Consider the following 18322-nt stretch of genomic DNA (forward strand, 5'->3'; position numbering starts at 1 on the left):
GCCTATCCGGATCACATGAATCCACGGCCCCCCGGCCGAACAAACGGACGGTGAGCCGTGGATGGCGCGGGGATTGCTCCGCCTTGCTCCGCTTTCCTACTCGGCGTTGGCCGACGACTTCTTGGCCGCTGCCGTCTTCTTGGCGGCGGTCTTCGCGGTCGTCTTCTTGGCGGCCGTCTTCTTCGTCGCGGTCTTCTTGGCGGCCGTCTTGGTCGCCGTCGTCTTCTTGGCCGCGGTCTTCTTCGCCGCCGTCTTCTTGGCGGTCTTCTTCGCCGGGCCCTTGGCGCGCTTCTCGGCGAGCAGCTCGAAGCCGCGCTCGGGCGTGATGGTCTCCACGTCGTCGTCGCGGCGCAGCGTCGCGTTGGTCTCGCCGTCCGTGACGTACGGGCCGAAGCGGCCGTCCTTCACCACCACGGGCCGCTCGCTGACCGGGTCGGTGCCCAGCTCCTTCAGCGGCGGCTTGGCCGCGGCCCGGCCACGCTGCTTGGGCTGGGCGTAGATCGCCAGCGCCTGCTCGAGCGTGATGGTGAAGAGCTGCTCCTCGCTCTCCAGCGACCGCGAGTCCGTGCCCTTCTTCAGGTACGGGCCGTAGCGGCCGTTCTGCGCGGTGATCTCCACACCCTCGGGGTCGGCGCCGACCACCCGCGGCAGCGACATCAGCTTGAGCGCGTCCTCCAGGGTCACCGTGTCCAGGGACATCGACTTGAGGAGGGACGCGGTGCGCGGCTTGACGGCGTTCTTACCGCTCTTGGGGGTGTCCTCGGGGAGCACCTCGGTGACATACGGGCCGTAGCGGCCGTCCTTGGCCACGATCATGCGACCGGTCTCGGGGTCGGGGCCCAGCTCGAACTCACCGCTCGGCTTGGCGAGCAGTTCCTCCGCGTACTCCACGGTCAGCTCGTCCGGCGGCATGTCGTCGGGGACGTCGGCGCGCCGGCCGGTGCCGCCCTCGATCTCCGTCGGGCGCTCGACGTACGGCCCGTAGCGGCCGACGCGCAGCACGATGCCGTCGCCCACGGGGAAGGACGAGATCTCCCGGGCGTCGATCGCACCCAGGTCGGTGACCAGCTCCTTGAGGCCGCCGAGGTGATCGCCGTCGCCGTTCCCGGCCTCGGCGGCGCCGGCCTGCGCGCCCTCGCCGAAGTAGAAGCGCTTCAGCCACGGCACGGCCTCGGCCTCGCCGCGCGCGATGCGGTCGAGATCGTCCTCCATCTTGGCGGTGAAGTCGTAGTCGACCAGCCGGCCGAAGTGCTTCTCCAGCAGGTTGACCACGGCGAAGCTCAGGAAGGAGGGCACGAGCGCGGTGCCCTTCTTGAAGACATAGCCGCGGTCGAGGATGGTGCCCAGGATCGTGGCGTAGGTCGAGGGGCGGCCGATCTCGCGCTCTTCGAGCTCCTTGACCAGCGACGCCTCGGTGTAGCGGGCCGGGGGCTTGGTCGCGTGGCCGTCGGCGGTGATCTCCTCGGCGGAGAGCCGGTCGCCCTCGGTGACCTGCGGCAGCCGGCGCTCGCGGTCGTCGAGCTCGGCGTTCGGGTCGTCGGCGCCCTCCACGTATGCCTTCATGAAGCCGTGGAAGGTGATCGTCTTACCGGAGGCGGAGAACTCGGCGTCCCGGCCGTCGCTCGCCTGCCCGGCGATCTTGACGGTGACCGAGTTGCCGATCGCGTCCTTCATCTGGGAGGCGACGGTCCGCTTCCAGATCAGCTCGTAGAGCCGGAACTGGTCGCCCGTAAGGCCGGTCTCCGCCGGGGTGCGGAAACGGTCTCCCGAGGGGCGGATGGCCTCGTGCGCCTCCTGGGCGTTCTTGACCTTGCCCGCGTAGGTGCGCGGCTTGTCGGGCAGGTAGTCGGCGCCGTACAACTGCGTGACCTGCGCCCGGGCCGCCGTGACCGCCGTGTCCGACAGGACGGTGGAGTCCGTACGCATATAGGTGATGTAGCCGTTCTCATACAGCTTCTGCGCGACCTGCATGGTGGCCTTGGCCCCGAAGCCCAGCTTGCGGCTGGCCTCCTGCTGCAGGGTCGTCGTGCGGAAGGGCGCGTACGGCGAGCGTCGGTACGGCTTGGACTCGACCGAGCGCACCGTGAAGGCGGTGTCGGCGAGGGCCGTGGCCAGGGAGCGGGCGCCGGCCTCGTCCAGGTGCAGGACGTTGACGCCGTCCTTGAGCTGCCCGAGCGAGGTGAAATCGCGCCCCTGGGCGACCCGGAGGCCGTCGACGGCCGTAAGGCGGGCACCAAAGGTGCCGGGGTCGCTGACGTCACCGGCCCGGCCGGTGGCGAAGGTGCCGGTGAGGTCCCAGTACTCGGCGGAGCGGAAGGCGATGCGCTCGCGCTCCCGCTCGACGACGAGACGGGTGGCGACGGACTGGACCCGGCCCGCGGACAGGCCGCGCATGACCTTCTTCCACAGGACCGGCGAGACCTCGTAGCCGTAGAGGCGGTCGAGGATGCGGCGGGTCTCCTGGGCGTCCACCAGGCGCTGGTTCAGCTCGCGCGGGTTGGCCACGGCGGCCCGGATGGCGTCCTTGGTGATCTCGTGGAAGACCATCCGGCGCACCGGGACCTTGGGCTTGAGGACCTCCTGGAGGTGCCAGGCGATGGCCTCGCCCTCGCGGTCCTCATCGGTGGCCAGGAAGAGCTCGTCGGAGTCGGCGAGCAGCTCCTTGAGCTTCTTGACCTGGCTCTTCTTGTCGGAGTTGACCACATAGACGGGCTGGAAGTCGTGCTCGACGTCCACGCCGAGCCGCCGGACCTCGCCGGTGTACTTGTCGGGGACCTCGGCCGCACCGTTCGGCAGGTCCCGGATGTGCCCGACGCTGGCCTCGACCACGTAGCCCGGGCCGAGGTAGCCCTTAATCGTCTTCGCCTTGGCAGGCGACTCGACGATGACGAGTCGGCGGCCGCCCTGTGCGGTCTCGCTGGTGGTCGGGGACAACTTGGCTCTTCTCTCCGGTCGACGCTCGGTGAACGGGCAGTGCCGTGTGGGTAACGCTCACACGGCCTCCCTCTACGGTGACGCTGCGGAGTGTGACGGTACATCCCGCCCCCGTGTCAAACGGAAAAAGCCCGCAACGCCACTCGAACGGTAACCCGACAACCGACCTGTCTGCCGCCCGGACCGGCACGAGGCAGCACGGAAGGCCCTGTCAGGCGTAACCGAGGCAGGTGATTCCGCCGCCGAGCGCGGCGACGCCGAAGAGAAGGGAGAGCGCCGCGGAAGCGACAGGACTCACACCATGGGCCACCGGTGCGCGCAGCCTCAGCCGCGCCGCCGTCCACAGCAGCAGCGCGGCGCCGAACAACACGAATGCCGTTCCGGCGAAGATCGCAGGTCCGCTCTCCATGACGGGAGCGTGGCACGCACGGGAGGCGTGAGCGCGAACCCCGGGTGAACGGCGCGCGTCGCCTCGTACGGCCCGTCTGGGCCCATCTCCTCGTCCCCGCCCGTCCGCGCCGGTCCGCGTCCGCCAGCGCCCCTCCGTGCCTGTCCGTACCCGTCCGCGCCTGTCCCGGGCGGCCTCTGCACCTGTCCCGGGCGGCCCCTGCAGCTGTCCGGGCGGCCCCTGCAGCTGTCCGGGCGGCCCCTGCAGCAGCTTCCTGCCATACGGGGGCGCGGGGGAGGGTGCTGTACCACCGGCGTACGCCCCCAGCGCCCGGACGGACGTGCTCTGCCGCGCCTCTACGCCCTCATCGCGCCTCTATGCCGTCGTCGCCGACCGGCCGCAGAAATCCCTGCTCGACCAGGTGCCGGATGGACTGCGGGGTGCGGTCGCGCAGCACCACCTGGTCCTCCCCGAGCAGCTGGGCGATGGCGTCCAGGATCCGGCCCGCGCTCAGTGTGCCGTCGCACACACCCGCGAAGCCGGCCCCGACCGTGTCCACCGTCGTCGCGCGCCGCATCCCCCGGTACTGCCTGAGCACCACGTGCTCGGGGTCCTCGGCCCCGGGCGGGCCCACCTGTTCCTGGACGACCTCGTCCGCCAGCCGGAAGCTGGCGGTCAGCAGCGCCGCGTCGTCATGCGTGCGCAGGAAGTCCTGCCGGTCGAAATGGGCCATGGCCTCGCCCCCCAGCGGCTGCTCGACCGGATGGGGCCACTCCTCCACGGTCACCGAGGGCCGGTCGGCGCCGGACTTGCGCAGGGTGATCCAGCCGAAGCCGACGGCCTTGGTCTTCCGCGCCTCGAATTCGTCCAGCCACGCGTCGTAGCGCGCCGCGTACGCCTCGGGGCCGGCCAGATGCTCACCGGCGTCGCGCAGCCACAGCTCGGTGTACTGGGTGACGTCCTGCACCTCGCGCTGCACGATCCACGCGTCACAGCCGGACGGGACCCAGGAGGCCACCCGCTCGCGCCAGTCCTCCCCCTCGATGTGCTGCCAGTTCGCCAGCAGCTGACACCAGCCGCCGTCGGTGAGGTGCCCCGCGGACTGCTGGACGAGCGTGCGGCACAGGTCGTCCCCGGACATCCCGCCCTCCCGGTAGACCAGCTCGCTGCCCTCCGGGGAGCGGGGGGAGATCACAAAGGGCGGGTTGGAGACGATCAGGTCGTACGTCTCGTCCCCGACCGGCTCGAACAGCGACCCCTCCCGCAGATCCGGCTCCGGCGCCCCGGACAGGGCAAGGGTCAGCCGGGCGATCGCCAGGGCGCGCGGATTGCGGTCCGTGGCGGTGACGCGGGTGGCGTGGCGGCCCGCGTGCAGCGCCTGGATACCGGAGCCGGTGCCGAGGTCCAGGACCCGGCCCACGGGCGCGGGCACGGTGAGACCGGCGAGCGTGGTGGACGCGCCGCCCACCCCGAGGACGAGCCGGGAGCGGTCCTCACGGCCGCGCGCGCCGCCCGGGCCGCCGATCCCTCCGGCGCCGCCGACCGCGCAGCCCAGGTCGGAGACGATCCACCACTCCTGGCCCTCGGGGCCGCCGTAAGGCCGCACATCCACGCTCGCGCGCACCTCGTCGCCCTCGCGCACCACCCAGCCGTCGGCGAGGCAGTCCTCGGCCGGCAGGGCCGCGGCCGCCCGCCCGTACGCCACGGGGCGCTGCAGCAGAAAGAGCCGCACCAGGGTCTCCAGCGGGCCGCTCTCGCCCCGGGTGACGCGCAGCGCCGGGACGGTCTCGCCGCGCGCCAGGGCCGCGTAGGCGGACGAGCCGAGCAGATCCAGCAGACCATCGGCGGTGAAGGAGGCGGCCGACAGCGCCTCACGAAGGCGGGCGGTGCGCTCGGGGTCGGCGACGGGGAGGCGGAACGGAGGCTGGTGCGTACTCACACCCCCATTGTCGGGGCAACCACCGACAGCGGGCGACGACAGTCGGCATCGGGACGACATCGCCCGCGTCGGCCAGGCTGACGAGCCGACAAAGGGATCGCGAGGCGGCGGCGTTGGCCTCTGGCGGCAGAACCGGGGCGGTTCCTGGGCGGCCCTGGGCAGCCCGTCAGGACTGCGCCGTGGCGCCGCCGGTCGTCTTCGGCTTCTGGCAGCCGGACTGCTTGGCCATCGCCGAGCCGACCTTTCCTTCCTGCAGCTTCTGCAGGGCCTGGTCACCCGACTTGCTGAGCTTGTCGAGCTCGTCGGCGACGCCCTTCAGCCCCTGGGCGAACTTGGACTTGTCCGAGGTGTCCAGCTTGTCGACGGACGTCTTCAGCTTCGTGTACGCCCCCGAGGTGGCGTTGAGCTCCTTGACCGCCAGCTGCTGGGTCTTGTCGCCGTTGTCGACGGGCGGGGGGCCCGCCTTGTCCACGGCCTTGGCGAGTGCCGCGTAGGACTCGGAGATCTCCTGGAACGCCTTGGAGTCCGTCTGCTGCAGCTTCTTGGAGTCCTGCTCGTCGGCGGCACCCTGGATCGCGGTGTTGGCGCCCTGAATCTTCTTCAGCTGAGGCTGCACCTCGTCACAGACCGACTTGGCCCAGTCGTTGACCTTCTTGTCCTCGTCGCCGCCCCCGCAGCCGGTCAGCGCCAGTACGAGTGCCGCACCGCCGGACAGTGCAGCCACAAGCTTCTTGTTCACCGGATTGGTCCCTTCCATGGCTCTCGGCCCCGGAACATACACGTCCATCCGGCGAGGCCCACTCAGCGAGCGCCCCGTATGGATCCTTTTGCAGTCATTTGCACCCCGCCCGTTGTGGACATGGCCTCATCGAGCGGACGGGACACCCCGGACAGGGACACGGGCGGACGATGTGCTGTCGCACATCGCCCGCCCGCATGTCGCAGGGGCTTTCCCGGCCCCCTGGCCCCTTCCGGGGCTAGGACACCACCGCCGCGTCGGCTGACTTCGCCACGCGCTCGGAGTTGTCTTCGTCACCTACGACGATTCCGCGCCGCTTGGAGATGTAGACCGCAGCCACGATGATCGCGACGGCGAGCCCGGCGACGACCGCACGCAGCCCAGGGCTGGCGTTGCCCCCGTAGGAGAACTTCACCACCGCGGGGGCGATCAGCAGTGCCACCAGGTTCATCACCTTCAGCAGCGGGTTGATCGCGGGGCCCGCGGTGTCCTTGAAGGGATCGCCGATCGTGTCGCCGATCACCGTCGCGGCATGCGCCTCGCTCCCCTTACCGCCGTGATGACCGTCCTCGACCAACTTCTTGGCGTTGTCCCAGGCACCGCCGGAGTTGGCGAGGAAGACGGCCATCAGTGTGCCGGTGCCGATCGCGCCCGCCAGGAAGGAGCCGAGCGCGCCGACCCCGAAGGTGAAGCCGACGGCGATCGGCGCCAGGACGGCGAGCAGACCCGGTGTGGCCAGCTCGCGCAGCGCGTCCTTGGTGCAGATGTCGACGACCCGGCCATATTCGGGCTTCTCGCTGTAGTTCATGATCCCGGGCTTCTCGCGGAACTGCCGCCGCACCTCGAAGACCACCGCTCCGGCCGATCGCGACACCGCGTTGATCGCCAGCCCGGAGAAGAGGAAGACGACGGCGGCGCCGAGGACGAGGCCCACGAGGTTGTTGGGCTGCGAGATGTCCAGGCTCAGATTCATCTCCCCGGCCACGGAGGTGTGCACATCGCTCACGGCCTCCGCGATGGCGTCGCGGTACGAGCCGAAGAGCGCGGCCGCGGCGAGCACCGCCGTCGCGATGGCGATGCCCTTGGTGATCGCCTTGGTGGTGTTGCCGACCGCGTCGAGGTCGGTGAGCACCTGCGCGCCCGCGCCCTCGACATCGCCGGACATCTCCGCGATGCCCTGGGCGTTGTCGGAGACCGGACCGAAGGTGTCCATGGCGACGATCACACCGACCGTGGTGAGCAGGCCGGTACCGGCGAGCGCGACGGCGAACAGCGCCAGCATGATCGAGGTGCCGCCGAGCAGGAAGGCACCGTAGACGCTCAGCCCGATCAGCACCGCCGAGTAGACGGCCGACTCCAGACCGAGCGAGATGCCGGAGAGCACGACCGTGGCCGGGCCGGTCAGCGAGGTCTTGCCGACGTCCCGCACGGGACGCCGGGTGGTCTCGGTGAAGTAGCCCGTGAGCTGCTGGATGAGCGCGGCCAGCACGATGCCGATGGCGACGGCGACGAGCGCGAGGACCCGCGGGTCACCGCTGTGGCCGAGGATCTCGCGGTTGGTGACGCCGTCGAGATCCGCGTAGCTGGACGGCAGATAGATGAAGACCGCGACCGCCACCAGTGCCATCGAGATCAGGGCGGAGATGAAGAAGCCGCGGTTGATAGCGCTCATTCCGCTGCGGTCGGCGCGGCGCGGGGACACGGCGAAGATCCCGATCATGGCGGTGACCACGCCGATGGCCGGAACGAGCAGCGGAAAGACGAGCCCGGCGTCGCCGAAGGCCGCCTTGCCGAGGATCAGCGCGGCGACCAGGGTGACGGCGTACGACTCGAAGAGGTCGGCGGCCATACCGGCGCAGTCACCGACGTTGTCGCCAACGTTGTCCGCGATGGTGGCGGCGTTGCGCGGGTCGTCCTCGGGGATGCCCTTCTCGACCTTGCCGACGAGGTCGGCGCCGACGTCGGCGGCCTTGGTGAAGATGCCACCGCCGACCCTCATGAACATCGCGATCAGCGCGGCGCCGAGCCCGAAGCCTTCCAGCACCTTGGGCGCGTCGGCCGCGTAGACCAGCACCACGCAGGAGGCGCCCAGCAGTCCGAGGCCCACGGTGAACATGCCCACCACACCGCCGGTACGGAAAGCGATCTTCATCGCCTTGTGCGAGACGGCCGTGAGATCCACGCTCGGCTTACCGGGTGCGGAAGCGGCCGAATCGCCATTGACGGGTGTGGTGGGGGGCTCGGGGGTGGCCTCACGGGCGGCGGCGGCGACGCGCACATTGCTGCGCACCGCGAGCCACATCCCGATATAGCCGGTGGCGGCCGAGAATGCCGCACCGATCAGAAAGAACACCGAACGCCCGATGCGCTGCGGCCAGTCGTCCGCCGGCAACAGCATGAGCAGGAAGAACACCACCACGGCGAATCCACCGAGGGTGCGCAGCTGCCGGGCCAGATAGGCATTGGCGCCTTCCTGAACGGCCTCGGCGATCTTCTTCATACTGTCCGTGCCCTCGCCCGCCGCGAGGACTTGTCGTACCAGCACCACCGCGACCGCGAGCGCCGCGACCGCGACGGCGGCGATCACCAGCACGATCACACGGTTGTCGTCGGTCAGCTCTGCGGCGGCCAGGGTTGGGGTGAGGTCCAGCTGATGAGGGGTGAGAGGCCCCGCCATTCGTCCTCCTTGACGTTTGGCACATGGGCGCGCAGCAGTTCTGCGACCGCAGAAGAGCCGCCGCGCTCAGGCGTCCTGAGCTCGAGATGTGGACGGATTGTAGGGAGCGTCACACGATCAAAACAGGGCGCCGGAATGGGAATTCGCCCGCACCAGCGAAGATCAATTGGTTTGGCGGTATGAATTCCTTCGGAAGAAGGAAGGTCGACAATTTACTGACGGATGTAAAATGATCTCTATAAATGATCTATATAAATGATCTGACGGCAGTCTTGCGTCGCCGGTAAAAGCGCTGTTCAGAGCCTAAGCCAGAGATCGAAAAAGCGCGCGCCGAGAGGTGCGCCGGGGCCATGCCGCCAACCGGGCGCGGGCATGCCAAAAGCCAGACCGGCGATCATGAGACGGCCGGTCCGGAGGGTTCCAGCGGGCCTTGCGGGTCGGGAGAGGGATGACGGACAGATGACCCTCACGAGGGACCCAGTTCGGCGATCAGGACGAGCGAGGCCACTCCCGGCCCCGAGCCGGGGTTGAGAGGGCGTGCCCGGCGCAAGCAGGACGCAGCCTGTGCGAACAGAACTCAATCCGGCGCGAGCGGAGCCCGAACCGAAGAGCACGACGCAGCCGGACGTGGCAGGACCCGAACCGGCTGGGGCAAGAACCAGCCCACTGCGAGCAGGACCGACCAACGGGAGCAGGACACAACCCACCGCGAGCAGAACACAGCCCACTGCGAGCAGTACCCGGCACGCTGGGGCAGGGCCCGGCGCGGTGGGGGCTTAGGACACCAGAGGCTGGGGTGACGTCGGCCAGCTCATCCGGATCACTCCACCGGATTCGCTGGTCGTCACCTCGACATCGTCGACGAGCCCGCTGATGACGGCGAGACCCATCTCGTCCTCGCCCTCGGCCTCGTCGTCCATCTCCGGATGGGAGCCGGACGCCAGGGCCGCCGAGGTCGGGGATTCGTCACCGACCTCGATGGAGAACTTCTTCTCCTCCTCGGTCAGCGACACCCGCACCGGTGCCTCCACCCCATTGCTCAGGTGGAGCCCGACCGCACGCGTGCACGCCTCGCCGACCGCGAGCCGCACCTCGTCGAGCACGGCCTCATCCACCCCCGCCCGACGCGCCACGGCGGCCGCGACAAGACGAGCGGTCCTGACGTGCTCAGGCAGCGCGCTGAAGCGGAGTTCGACGGTGGCCATGCCATCCCCCTCGGGCGTATGGGCGTGCTTGTCGGGAGGGCCGGGCGTACACCGCCCGGAACCCCCTTCTGTATCTTCCTTCGGCGATCTTGTCAGTCGGTCGCCGCGACAGCGTCCTCGACCGAGGTGTGAATCGGGAACACCTTGGTCAGGCCGGTGATGCGGAAGATCTTCAGAATGCGCTCCTGGTTGCAAACCAGGCGCAGCGAGCCCTCGTGGGCCCGCACTCGCTTGAGCCCGCCGACGAGCACGCCGAGTCCGGTGGAGTCGAGAAAGTCGACGCCCTCCATGTCGACGACCAGGTGGTAGTTGCCGTCGTTGACAAGCTCGACCAGCTGCTCGCGCAGCTTGGGCGCGGTGTATACATCAATCTCGCCACCGACCTCGACGACCGTGCGGTCGTCGACGGTCCGAGTCGACAGGGACAGGTCCACGGATCCTCCAGCACCTTGCATCGAGCGGTCGCCCCCCATGGATCGGCAGCCGCGATGGCATTCAATCACTTACCAGCAGGCGTGCACGACGCCTTGAGACCATTGTCCGTCAGACCAGTGACACACTCGGTGTCGATGGCCCACGACCAAATCCCGCGGCAGGCGGGCATACGCCCCTCACCCCGGGCCGTCCTCGGTCGGCTGAGCACCGGGGCGGGCCGGGGCGCGCGCATCACTCATACGGAGCACTTGCCCCCGCGTCCGGGAACCCATGCCGACTGGCCCTCGGCGATCCGGCCGGAGGTGATCAACGCCATTCGCGCGGCCGGCATCGATCGCCCGTGGGCCCACCAGGCGCGTACGGCCGAACACGCGCTGCGCGGGGATTCCGTGGTCGTGGCCACCGGAACCGCCTCCGGCAAGTCCCTCGCCTATCTGGCCCCCGTCCTCAGCACCCTGCTGGATGGCTCGGAGGAGCCCAACGGGCGGGGGACGACCGCCCTGTACCTCTCCCCCACCAAGGCGCTGGCCGCCGACCAGCGCCGCGCGGTGGCCGGCCTCACCGCCCCGCTGGGCACCGGCGTCCGGGCGGCGGTCTACGACGGCGACACGCCCGTGGAGGAGCGCGAGTGGGTACGCCAGTACGCGAACTATGTGCTCACCAACCCCGACATGCTCCACCGCGGCATCCTGCCCGGCCATCCCAGATGGTCCTCCTTCCTGCGCGCGCTGCGCTATGTGGTGATCGACGAATGCCACACCTACCGGGGTGTCTTCGGCTCCCATGTGGCCCAGGTGCTGCGCAGGCTGCGCCGCGTCTGCGCGCGCTACGGCTCCTCGCCCGTGTTCCTGCTCGCCTCGGCCACCGCCTCCGATCCGGCGGTCGCCGCGAGCCGGCTGACCGGCGTGCCCGTCGTGGAGATCACCGAGGACGGCTCGCCCCGCGGCGAGGTCGTCTTCGCCCTCTGGGAGCCGCCGCTGACCGAACTCCACGGCGAGCAGGGCGCCCCTGTGCGCCGCACGGCCACGGCCGAGTCCGCGGACCTGCTCACCGACCTGGCCGTCCAGGGCGTCCGTACGGTCACCTTCGTGCGCTCCCGGCGGGGCGCGGAGCTCATCGCGCTCATCGCCCAGGAGCGGCTCGCCGAGGTGGACCGCTCGCTGCCGGACCGGATCGCCGCCTATCGCGGCGGCTATCTCCCCGAGGAGCGCCGCGCCCTGGAGAGGGCCCTGCACTCCGGTGAGCTGCTGGGGCTCGCCGCCACCACCGCCCTGGAACTGGGGATGGACATCGCCGGGCTGGACGCCGTGGTCGTGGCGGGCTACCCCGGCACCCGCGCCTCCCTGTGGCAGCAGGCGGGGCGGGCCGGGCGCACCGGCGAAGGGGCCCTGGCGATCCTGGTCGCCCGGGACGACCCGCTGGACACCTATCTCGTCCACCATCCGGACGCCCTCTTCCGGCAGCCGGTGGAGTCCACCGTCCTGGACCCGGACAACCCCTACGTCCTCGCGCCGCATCTGTGCGCGGCCGCGGCGGAGCTTCCGCTCACCGAGTCGGACCTGGAGCTCTTCGGCCCCGCCACCGAGGAGCTGATGCCGCAGCTGGAGCAGCGCAAGCTGCTGCGGCGCCGGGCGACCGCCTGGCACTGGACCCGCCGTGAGCGTGCCGCCGACCTCACCGACATCCGCGGGGCGGGTGGCAGCCCGGTCCAGGTCGTGGAGGCGGCCACCGGGCGACTGCTGGGCACTGTGGACGCCGCGGCGGCCCACACCACCGTCCACGAGGGCGCCGTCCACCTCCATCAGGGCCGGAGCTATCTCGTCAGACAGCTCGACCTCGACGACTCGGTCGCCCTGGTGGAGGAGGCCGCTCCGCCCTACTCGACCACGGCCCGCGACACCACGGCGATCTCCATCCTGGAGACCACCACCGAGATCCCCTGGGGGGACGCGCGGCTGTGCTTCGGCTCGGTCGAGGTCACCAACCAGGTCGTCTCCTTTCTGCGCCGCAAGCTGATCACCGGTGAGGTCCTCGGCGAGTCCAAGCTCGATCTTCCGCCGCGCACCCTGCGCACCCGGGCCGTGTGGTGGACGGTTACCGACGACCAGCTCGAGGAGGCCCGGGTGCACCCCCAGGCCCTCGGCGGCGCCCTGCACGCCGCCGAGCACGCCTCGATCGGCATCCTGCCGCTCTTCGCCACCTGTGACCGCTGGGACATCGGCGGGGTGTCCATCCCGCTGCACCCCGACACGCTGCTGCCGACCGTCTTCGTGTACGACGGGCATCCGGGTGGCGCGGGCTTCGCCGAGCGTGCCTTCCACACGGCCGCCCGCTGGCTGGCGGCCACCCGCGAGGCGATCGCCGCCTGCGAGTGCGAGGCGGGATGCCCGTCCTGCATCCAGTCGCCCAAGTGCGGCAACGGCAACGACCCGCTGGACAAGAAGGCCGCCATCCGCCTGCTGACGACCCTGCTCGCCGGGGCCCCGGAGCAGCCGCCGGCCGCCGAATGAGCGCTCCCCACCTCCCGGCACCGACGGCGGGCTGGTGACGGGGGTGCCCGCGGGCCCCGCCCGCGCCCTGGCCCGGTGGGTGAACGGGCCGGTGCGCACCTCCGCCGTGAGATCCGCGATCTCACCACTCAGGGCGCATCGCACCACGCGCGCCCCCTGGGCGGAGGCCACCCGTCGGGCGAGACCGCAAGCCGTACGAGCCCCCTCCAGACCGTGGTCCGCCGCCGCGAGCGCCGCCAGATCGGCGGCTCCGCCCGCCCGATGGCGCGCCATCATGGCCTGCCCGGCCGCCAGTACGGCCGCGAACACCGCGCACAGGGCCGTCGCGGCCAGCGCCGCCCAGACCGTGGCCGACCCTCGGTCGTCCGCCCTTCTCACGGGACCGCCTCCCGGGCCGCACCGCCCGCATCCACCGCGCCCACCGCGTCCTCGGCGAGCGCTGCCGCCTCGCCGCGCAGATTCACCGCCAGCGGACCGGGACCGGCGGCGTGGGTCCGGACCCGCACCCGCACCAGGTCTCCCTCCTGCCACAGCTCGACCCGCGCTCCATCGGGTGCGGCCGAGCGGGCGGCGGCCATCGCGTCCGCCCTCGGCTCCGAACGCGCCGCCGCCCTCGCCCCGGCCCTGGCCGCGTCCACGCACTGAAGCTGCGCGGCCGCGGCCATCAGCCCCCAGATCAACATCAGGGCGAACAGCGCCAGCACCGGCAGCCCGACGGCCGCCTCCGCCGTGACGAAGCCGCTGTCCCGCCCCGTGCGCTGGGTTCTTGGAACACCCCGGCGTCCTAGGACGTCTCGGGCCCTGGGGACGCCCTGGACCCTCTGGAGGTTCGGGGTCCTCGCGACGCCCCGGAGCCTTGGGAGCCCCCCGAGCCCTGGGACGCCCCGCGCGCCGCTCCTGGCGCGCGGGCCCGTCCGCTCCGCCGTCCCCGGCGCCTCAGAACTGCGCATCGAGCGCCCGTCCGATGACCGACTGCAGCGCGCCGCTGACGGTCCCGCTGGTCACCACCTTGTAGAGCACCGCGGCGAAACCGCATGCCGCGATCGTTCCCATCGCGTACTCGGCGGTGGCCATGCCCGTATCGGCCTTCGCACGCGCCGCCGCGTACCGCCGTACCCACCACTGCTTCACCATGTCGGCCCCCTTGTCCCTGTTCGCGGTGTCACTGACCGCGGTTCGTCATTCGTCGTTCTGTTGTCGTGCCGCTGTCGTTCGCTGAGGTGGTTGGTGCTGGTGTGATTGGTGGTCTCGCCGGTGTTCATGGGCCGTCCCCCGTCAGGCCGCGGGCCAGCCCGATCATCACCGGGGTCAGGCCGACCAGCAGGAACGCGGGGAGGAAGCAGCCCGCGAGCGGTGCGTTGACCAGCACACCGGTGCGGTCGGCCCGTCTCGTCGCCTCCCGCGCCTGCGCGGACCGGCATTCGGCCGCCAACCGGGACACCGGCTCCACCGCCGGAGCGCCCGTTGTCCCGGCGCGTTCCAGGGCGCGCGCCAGCCTCTGCGCTCCAGGCAGAGCCCCGATGCGCCCCCAGGCGTGAGCGGGTTCGCCTCCCAGCCGCAGCTCCGCCGCGGTCTGGGCAAGCCGCTCGCCGACCGGACCGCCGAGCGAACCTCCCACCGCCTCCGCCGCCTTCTGCGGGCCCGCTCCGGCCGCCAGGCAAGCGGTCAGCAGATCGGCGGCCAGCGGGATTTGGCGCGCGGTGAGGGCCTCGAGGTGCCGGTCACGGCCGGAGCGCCCGACCGTCGCGCGGCGGTGCCGCTGCCACCGCCAAAGGCCCCAGGCCGCGGCGAGGCCCAGCACCCACCCCGGTGGCCCTCCGACGAGGACGACGGCGATCGTCACAGCGCCACCCGGCGCGGCCCAGAGGGGCAGCGCGCCCGCAGTGCCCCCGGCGCGCCGGCGCCGCCACGGCCGGGCCCTCCTCGGCCGCCGGCCCTCCGCGCCCGGAAGCACCGCCGCCAGCCGTCGTCGGGCGCCTCGCCCCCGATGGGCCTCGACCATCGCCATCAGCGTGCACACGGCCGCCGCCAGGAAGGACAGCAAAATCCCCAGGCTGTGGACAACTTCAGCGCTCATCGGCCACCGGCCGCCCCGGCTCACGCGCCACCCGCACCATCCGGCCGGTCCACACCAGGCCCGCCCACTCCAGCAGGCCGCCCACCAGCAGACAGCTCAGCCCGGTCGGGGTGTGCAGCAGCTCATGCAGTGGATTGGAGCCCAGCAGCCCGCCCAGCACCAGCCCGACGACGGGCAGCACCGCCAGCGCCACGGCGGTGGCCTTGGCCCCCGCCAGCTTGGCGTCCAGGCTCTCCCGCTGGTCCCGCTCGGCACGCAGCGCCGCTGCCACCCGGTCGAGACCGGCCGCCAGCCCCGCTCCCTCGTCGACCGCCACCTGCCAGCAGGCCGCGACCCCGGTCAGCCCCTCGGCACCTGGCAGCCGGGCCACCCTCCGCAGCGCGTCCGGCACTTCACCGCCGAATCGGGCCGCGGCCGTCACCAGCCCCCAACGCTCCCTCAGGTGCCCCGGGTCCACCGCCAGCAGCGCCTCGCCGGGATGCCGCCCGGCCCGCAGCTCGCCCGCCACGGTGGCACAGAGGTCGATCACCCCGGCGGCGCGCCGCACACGGTCCCGCTCGCGCCGCCGGGACCGCAGCCACCGGCCGACGACCGGAGTGGCCACCACCGCCCCGAGCAGCGGCAGAACCGACGCGCCCAGCAGCGCGATCACACATCCGACCGGCAGACACAGCAGCTCACGCCCCATCCGCCCGCCGTACCCGACTCGCCATCGCTCCCGCAGCCAGGCGGCCGTCTCGGAGAGCCGCCGCACCGGGTCGGGTCCCGTCGGCTCGACGGGTCCGCCGCCCGCGAACAGCACCCTTACCCGGCGCAGCTCCCGGTCCCGCCCGGCGAGCAGCCAGGCGGCCGCCACCGCGCACAGCATCGCGGCGCACAGCGTCAGCGCCCCCTGGTCCGCTCCCGCGCCCCTCATGCCGCGCCTCCGGTCCGTGCGCACAGCCGCTGGAGCCGCTGCCAGCCCGCCGCCCGTTCGAAGCCCTCCGGGCTCCAGACAGCCGCGGGGACGGTCGTGACGAAGCCCGCCCGGTCCCGGTCCAGCACATGCAGCTCGGCGATCCTGCGCCGCCCGCCGCGGTCCCGCACCAGATGGACCAGGACCGACAGGGCCGCCGCCAACTGGCTGTGCAGCGCGGCCCGGTCCAGACCCGCGGTCGAGCCGAGCGCCTCCAGCCGCGCGGGAACGTCGGCCGCCGTATTGGCGTGGACAGTGCCGCAGCCACCCTCATGGCCGGTGTTCAAGGCCCCCAGCAGATCGGTGACCTCGGCGCCTCTCACCTCCCCGACCACCAGCCGGTCGGGGCGCATCCGCAGCGCCTGCCGCACCAGATCCCGCAGGGTGACCTGGCCTCGGCCCTCCTGGTTGGCCGGGCGGGTCTCCAGCCGGACCACATGCGGGTGGTCGGGCCGCAGCTCTGCCGAGTCCTCGGCGAGGACGATCCGCTCCTGCGGGCCGACCAGCCCCAACAGGGTGCTCAGCAGCGTTGTCTTGCCCGAGCCCGTGCCGCCGCTGATCAGGTAGGACAGCCGGGCGTCCAGCATGGCCCGCAGCAGATGCGCGCCGCCCGCCGGCACCGTACCGGCCGCCTCCAACTCCGCGAGGGAGAACGCCCGGGGGCGCACCACCCGCAGCGACAGACAGGTCGAGCCGACCGAGACCGGAGGGAGCACCGCATGCAGCCGTGTCCCATCCGGCAGCCGGGCGTCCACCCACGGCCGGGCGTCGTCCAGCCGCCGCCCGGCCACCGCGGCGAGCCGCTGCGCGAGCCTGCGCACGGCGGCCGCGTCCGCGAAGGCGACGGTCGTACGCTCCAGCCCCGAACCCCGGTCCACCCACACCTCGTCGGGGGCGGTGACCAGGACGTCCGTGACATCGGGGGCGGCCAGCAGCGGCTCCAGGGGCCCGGTGCCGACCAGCTCCGAGCGCAGCGCCTCCACCACCCCGAGCACCTCGGTGTCGCCGAGCAGCCGCCCCTGCTCACGCAGGGCCGCCGCCACCCGGGCGGGCGTGGGCTCCGCGCCGCTCCCGGCGAGCCGCAGCCGCACCGCGTCCAGCAGATCCGGCGATACGACGCTCATGCGGTGACACCCCCCTCGTCGGCGAGCGCACGCGCCCAGAACTCTGCGCAGAACCGGCCGAGCGGTCCGCGGGGGCTGCCGCCCGGGGGCTCCCCGCCCTCGAACGCGTCCGCCAGACCGGGCTCCGGTGGCAGCTGTCCGGCCAGCGGCAGCCCGAGCAGCCCCGCGATCTCCTCGTCGCCGAGCTCCGGCCCGCACGGGCCCCGCACGACCGCGCGCAGGTCCCGCAGCACCATGCCCACCGTGGACGCCACCCGGTGGGCGGCCGCGACCGCTCGCAGCTCCGCCGGGACGACCAGCAGTCCGAGGTCGATCTGGGCCAGGGCCTCGGCCGCCGCGTCGTCGACGCGGCGCGGCAGATCCACCACGACGACCCCGCCGCGCCGCCTGGCCGCGGCCAGCACCGCCCGCATCGCGGAGGGCGGGATGACGACCGAATCGCCGCGGTCCCAGCTGAGCACCCGCAGCGCGTGCAGCTCGGGCAGCGACTCCTCCAGAGCGCTTCCGGCGACCCGCCCCCGCGACTCGGCGAAGGCGGGCCATCTCAGCCCCTGGGCGCCCTCGCCGCCGAGCAGCACATCGAGCCCGCCGCCCAGCGGATCGCCGTCGATCAGCATGGTCCGCCGACCGGAGCGGGCCGCGGTGACCGCCAGAGCGCAGGCGAGGGTGGAGGCGCCCGCGCCGCCGCGGCCGCCGATGACCCCGATGGTCAGGGCCTGCCGGCCCACACCCTCGGCGACATCGGCGATCCGGTCCACCAGCCAGGTCTCGGCATCGGGCAGGAACGCCACGTTGTCCGCGCCGAGCGCCACCGCCCGCCGCCAGATGCCGTGGTCGTCCAGATCGCGCCCGATGAGCAGCACCCCTTCTCTGCGGGCCCGGTCGCACAGCCGGGCGGCCGAGTCGTCGCCGACCAGAATCAGCGGAGCGGCCTCCCAACTGCCCCGGCGAGTGAGCGTGCCATGTGCCACTTCCGGTTCGGCTCCGGCCGCCGCGCACAGCCGCAGCAGATCGTCGAGAAGCTCCTCGTCCTCGGTGACGATGAGCGGTCTGCCCCGTTGTCCTTCGGCCGCCGAAGGGCGTTCCGGTGTGATGGATGCGGTCACGATCCCCTCCCATATCCGTTACGCGCTCTCACTCCCGCGAACAGCGAGTGCGAGCACCGCGGAGAATCACCGTGCTGCGATCCAGAAAATCTTGGGGATCTTGGTCCAAAACTGTGGACAACTCATCACTTGTGAATATCCCAGTCACCTAAAGCAGTGACTTCCGGAGAGCAGCCTAGCGATTACGTACGGTTACCGCTCAAGCTGTGGAGAGGCGGGGCCACACCGGCCCG

At 71.8% G+C, this 18322-nt stretch carries 14 protein-coding genes and 1 pseudogene; 1 reads left to right on the forward strand and 14 read right to left on the reverse strand.

Annotated elements, in window-relative coordinates; translation table 11 throughout:
• Nucleotides 1-96: 96 nt before the first annotated feature.
• The 7 genes from topA to bldG form a co-directional block, all read right to left on the reverse strand.
• Complete coding sequence (topA, locus tag ACFYOY_RS04030; RefSeq protein WP_351882056.1) at nt 97-2934, reverse strand: type I DNA topoisomerase; 2838 nt, start codon at nt 2932-2934, stop codon at nt 97-99.
• A 211-nt stretch (nt 2935-3145) separates the two neighbouring features.
• On the reverse strand, nt 3146-3343 hold the full coding sequence (locus ACFYOY_RS04035) for a hypothetical protein (RefSeq protein ID WP_351882058.1): 198 nt from the start codon (nt 3341-3343) through the stop codon (nt 3146-3148).
• A gap of 343 nt (nt 3344-3686) precedes the next feature.
• Complete coding sequence (locus ACFYOY_RS04040; RefSeq protein ID WP_388584674.1) at nt 3687-5261, reverse strand: methyltransferase; 1575 nt, start codon at nt 5259-5261, stop codon at nt 3687-3689.
• A 166-nt stretch (nt 5262-5427) separates the two neighbouring features.
• Complete coding sequence (locus ACFYOY_RS04045) at nt 5428-6000, reverse strand: small secreted protein (RefSeq protein ID WP_351882062.1); 573 nt, start codon at nt 5998-6000, stop codon at nt 5428-5430.
• A gap of 238 nt (nt 6001-6238) precedes the next feature.
• On the reverse strand, nt 6239-8677 hold the full coding sequence (locus ACFYOY_RS04050; RefSeq protein ID WP_351882064.1) for a sodium-translocating pyrophosphatase: 2439 nt from the start codon (nt 8675-8677) through the stop codon (nt 6239-6241).
• 776 nt (nt 8678-9453) lie between these two features.
• On the reverse strand, nt 9454-9882 hold the full coding sequence (locus tag ACFYOY_RS04055; RefSeq protein ID WP_093462922.1) for an ATP-binding protein: 429 nt from the start codon (nt 9880-9882) through the stop codon (nt 9454-9456).
• Nucleotides 9883-9974: 92 nt separating this feature from the next.
• A complete protein-coding gene (bldG, locus tag ACFYOY_RS04060; protein WP_014061729.1) occupies nt 9975-10316 on the reverse strand; it encodes an anti-sigma factor antagonist BldG in 342 nt (113 codons plus the stop codon).
• Nucleotides 10317-10370: 54 nt separating this feature from the next.
• On the opposite strand from bldG, the gene ACFYOY_RS04065 reads away from it, so the two are divergent.
• Nucleotides 10371-12827, forward strand: a complete 2457-nt coding sequence (locus ACFYOY_RS04065) for a DEAD/DEAH box helicase (RefSeq protein ID WP_351882066.1) — start codon at nt 10371-10373, stop codon at nt 12825-12827.
• A gap of 111 nt (nt 12828-12938) precedes the next feature.
• On the opposite strand, the pseudogene ACFYOY_RS04070 reads toward ACFYOY_RS04065, so the two are convergent.
• The 7 genes and pseudogenes from ACFYOY_RS04070 to ssd all read right to left on the reverse strand — a co-directional run.
• Nucleotides 12939-13205 (reverse strand): annotated as a pseudogene (locus ACFYOY_RS04070) (Rv3654c family TadE-like protein); the annotation flags it as partial.
• A complete protein-coding gene (locus tag ACFYOY_RS04075) occupies nt 13202-13537 on the reverse strand; it encodes a TadE family type IV pilus minor pilin (protein ID WP_351882272.1) in 336 nt (111 codons plus the stop codon). The gene ACFYOY_RS04075 and the pseudogene ACFYOY_RS04070, both read right to left, overlap by 4 nt.
• Nucleotides 13538-13763: 226 nt before the next feature.
• The gene (locus tag ACFYOY_RS04080) at nt 13764-13961 is read right to left on the reverse strand and encodes a DUF4244 domain-containing protein (RefSeq protein ID WP_351882068.1); all 198 of its coding nucleotides are present in this window, start codon (nt 13959-13961) and stop codon (nt 13764-13766) included.
• Between the two features lie 124 nt (nt 13962-14085).
• Nucleotides 14086-14904, reverse strand: coding sequence for a type II secretion system F family protein (locus tag ACFYOY_RS04085; protein WP_388584679.1), 819 nt, complete (start codon nt 14902-14904; stop codon nt 14086-14088).
• On the reverse strand, nt 14894-15820 hold the full coding sequence (locus ACFYOY_RS04090; protein WP_388584682.1) for a type II secretion system F family protein: 927 nt from the start codon (nt 15818-15820) through the stop codon (nt 14894-14896). Before ACFYOY_RS04090 ends, ACFYOY_RS04085 begins: the two co-directional genes overlap by 11 nt.
• Nucleotides 15817-16983, reverse strand: a complete 1167-nt coding sequence (locus ACFYOY_RS04095; protein WP_388584685.1) for a TadA family conjugal transfer-associated ATPase — start codon at nt 16981-16983, stop codon at nt 15817-15819. Before ACFYOY_RS04095 ends, ACFYOY_RS04090 begins: the two co-directional genes overlap by 4 nt.
• The gene (gene ssd, locus ACFYOY_RS04100) at nt 16980-18089 is read right to left on the reverse strand and encodes a septum site-determining protein Ssd (RefSeq protein WP_351882076.1); all 1110 of its coding nucleotides are present in this window, start codon (nt 18087-18089) and stop codon (nt 16980-16982) included. The genes ACFYOY_RS04095 and ssd overlap by 4 nt, the downstream gene beginning before the upstream one ends.
• Nucleotides 18090-18322: the final 233 nt, after the last annotated feature.

It is taken from the genome of Streptomyces sp. NPDC007875, from assembly GCF_042868035.1.
In the GTDB taxonomy this organism is placed as follows: domain Bacteria; phylum Actinomycetota; class Actinomycetes; order Streptomycetales; family Streptomycetaceae; genus Streptomyces; species Streptomyces antimycoticus.